The 3,036-nt window shown below is 43.2% G+C and carries 2 protein-coding genes and 2 pseudogenes; all 4 read right to left on the reverse strand.

Annotated elements, in window-relative coordinates; all coding sequences use genetic code 11:
• Nucleotides 1-79 precede the first annotated feature (79 nt).
• Nucleotides 80-1,579 (reverse strand): annotated as a pseudogene (locus F7C14_RS00555) (2-isopropylmalate synthase).
• Between the two features lie 339 nt (nucleotides 1,580-1,918).
• Nucleotides 1,919-2,446: a GNAT family N-acetyltransferase gene (locus F7C14_RS00560; protein WP_290898520.1), complete on the reverse strand. Its 528-nt coding sequence runs from the start codon at nucleotides 2,444-2,446 to the stop codon at nucleotides 1,919-1,921.
• Between the two features lie 29 nt (nucleotides 2,447-2,475).
• Nucleotides 2,476-2,766, reverse strand: a complete 291-nt coding sequence (locus F7C14_RS00565; protein ID WP_290898526.1) for a hypothetical protein — start codon at nucleotides 2,764-2,766, stop codon at nucleotides 2,476-2,478.
• Nucleotides 2,763-3,036, reverse strand: a pseudogene (locus F7C14_RS00570) (methionine--tRNA ligase); the annotation flags it as partial. The pseudogene F7C14_RS00570 and the gene F7C14_RS00565, both read right to left, overlap by 4 nt.

Consider the following 3,036-nt stretch of genomic DNA (forward strand, 5'->3'; position numbering starts at 1 on the left):
CCTCAGAGCCCTGAGAATTACTTCCTTCCTATCTCCGTTGAAGGTGTTGAAATCGATGTGGCAATGAGAATCAACTAATTCAAACATTCTTTCTCCTCATTCTCAGAAGGTAGTTCACTGCACTTATCACAGCCTCAATGCTCGCCATGACTATGTCTGTGCTCGCACCTTTGGCTGTGAAGCTTCTGCCCTCTTTATCCTCAACCGTCACGTAAACTTCGGCTATCGCATCGCTCCCTCCGCTTATCGCATCCATCTTGAACTCGGTGATCTTTACATCCTCTCCAACAAGCTAAGCCACAGCTTTCAAAGCCGCATCAACAGGCCCAACTCCTATAGCTGAAGTTACTTTCTTCTCACCCTCCACTATCGCATTTATCACAGCTGTAGGAGTTATCTTGTTTCCGGTCAAAATCGTAGCTTCGTCTATGTTTATCACTCTCTCCTCTTTACTCAGCTCTCCCATTATCACTTCAGCTATAGTTATAACATCAAGATCCGTCACCTTCTTCCCTCTATCCCCTATCTCCTTGATCTTCTCGGTTATCTTCGTTAAAGTTTCCTCATCCACAGAGTATCCAGCATCCTCCAGAATCTTCTTTATCTGATGCCTTCCAGCGTGCTTCCCTATGACTATCCTCCTTCTATGTCCAACCATCTCCGGAGTTATTACTCCCGGCTCGAAAGTGGCTGCGTGCTTTAAAACTCCGTGAGCGTGAATTCCGCTTTCATGAGCGAAGGCGTTTTCCCCAACTATCGGAGTGTTCGGAGGGAGCTTTATTCCCGACAGCCTTTCCACGAGTCTTGAAGTTTCCACAAGGTACTCTGTTTTTATATTCGTCTTAACCCCGTCCAAAGCATGTAAAGCCATAACCACCTCAGCTAAGCAAGCGTTTCCGGCTCTTTCCCCAATTCCGTTCACCGTCACTTGCACCTCATCCGCTCCAGCTTTTACAGCCGCATAGGTGTTGGCTGTGGCTAATCCAAAATCGTTGTGGCAGTGGACATCAACCGGAACCTTCAAATGATCTTTAAGCTCTTTTATCAGTTCATACATGCTGAAAGGCGTTGCCACGCCAACGGTGTCCGGAACGTTTATTATGTCCACTCCAGCATCCTCTACGGCTTTGTAAATCCTCTTGAGGTAGTCGACTTCAGTCCTTGTAGCATCCATTGCCGAAAACATGCATTCGAAACCGTGATCTTTTATGTACTCAACGTACTTAACTGCTTCTCCAATTATTTCCTCTCTATCTTTCTTTATCGTGTGCTCGACCTGAATCTTAGATGTAGGAACGAAGATGTGGATCATATCAACATCAGTCTTCATCGCCACATCTATATCCTCTTTAACGAGCCTCGCTAAAGCGCTTATCTTAGAACTTAACCCAAGCTTCGCAATTTCTTTCACAGCCTCAAACTCACCCTTAGTTGCAGCAGGAAAACCAGCTTCTATGTAATCCACACCAAGCTTATCCAGCTGTTTTGCTATCTGAATTTTGTAATTTAGCGGAAAGGAAATCCCGGGAGTTTGTTCACCATCTCTGAGCGTTGTGTCGTATACTGATACTTTTCGCATGAGAGTCTATAGCTCAAGAAAAGAGTAAAAGCTTTACGGAGGAGCTTTGAAAAAACGTATATTAGTTGTGCTAATGTGTGTAGTGATGGCAAATGAAAATCTCGCTCGACTTCTCGCACGATCTTATGTCGTTGATGATGTCTGAATAGCAAATTATTATCACAGATAACGAGTTACACAGATTCGAGATTGAAAGCATAGCGAAGAAGCTAAATTACGACGTGAGCAAGTTTAGAGAGCTAAATGAGATAAACTTCATAACAGAGGAATGTAACGACTTTTCAGATGAGTTGGTTCCGCAAGTAATGGAAGAAAAACACGTTAAATTTCCTGAAGATCTCAAGAGCGGGTTTTTCTGAGATCGAGATACATGTCGTACTCGAACTCCGGGTTTACAACTTCAAAACCGAATTTTTTGTAAACGTGTATCGCCCTCCTGTTCGTTCTCTCCGTTACAAGCATTATCCCTTCAAACCCGTTTTTTCTGCATATTTCGATTATCCTTTTCAAAAGCTCCTGACCTATTCCTCTGTCTTGGTAATCCTGATGAACGAAAATCGTCAGGTCAACATTCTTTCCATCTTCGGTTGGAATAACCGCTGCGTGACCAATAATTTTTCCGTCCTTTTCGGCTACAATGTTGTACCCCCTTTTGGCGAGAAAGCCCACCCAAGCTTCTATTGCTTTTCTTGTTGTCGGTGGCAAACCCAAACATCTGTTTTCTGGAGAGAACGTCTCGTACATGTGAACGAGTTTTTCAAAATCTTCTCCGTGATTGTACTCTCTAATTACTACTTTTTCGCCCTTTCTGTCGACCACTTCCTCCCTACTCTGTCTGACTCTGAAAAGTTCAAGCTTCGCTTCCACGGAAAAATAATTTGAAAGCTGAAGATATATTATTTTTCGTCTACGATAAATCGTTTTATTTCAATTTCAATTCGATCTCTTTCGGCGAAAACGTAACTTACTCTTTTTGCGATCTCGAATCTTATCCTTTCGTTTATCCTTTCTGACGGGGCACCGAGCTTGGAAAAAATGAAAGATAGCAGAAGGGGACTGTTGTTGAAAAGAAGAGAAGAAAAACCGAGTTTTTTCAGCGCATTTATCCCATCTTCCCCCAGCCTTTCGTCGTAGCCCCTTTCTTTAAGCCACTCAACGAACTCATCTATTGTTGCCGAGATTTTCATCTGACTTTCACTCCAACCGGCACTTCTTTCTCCGGAGTTAGGAGTATAGCTCTTCCATCTACATCGGCTGCTAAAACCATAACTTCGCTATCAACTCCTCTTATTTTGGCAGGTTTTATGTTCGCCAGAACGACGACGAGTTTTCCTTTCAGCTCTTCCTCACTATAGTTTTCGGCAATTCCAGCAACAGCCTGTTTAATTTCTCCTCCCAAGTCTATTCTCAGCTTTAACAGCTTTTTACTACCCTTTATCTTCTCAGCTTCGATTATC

This window comes from Ferroglobus sp. (genome assembly GCF_015521575.1).
Taxonomy (GTDB): Archaea; Halobacteriota; Archaeoglobi; order Archaeoglobales; family Archaeoglobaceae; genus Ferroglobus.

Coding starts and splice junctions, on each gene's coding strand:
- F7C14_RS00565 (WP_290898526.1), bottom strand. CDS start 2,766: ATGAAAATCTCGGCAACAATAGATGAGTTCGTTGAGTGGCTTAAAGAA.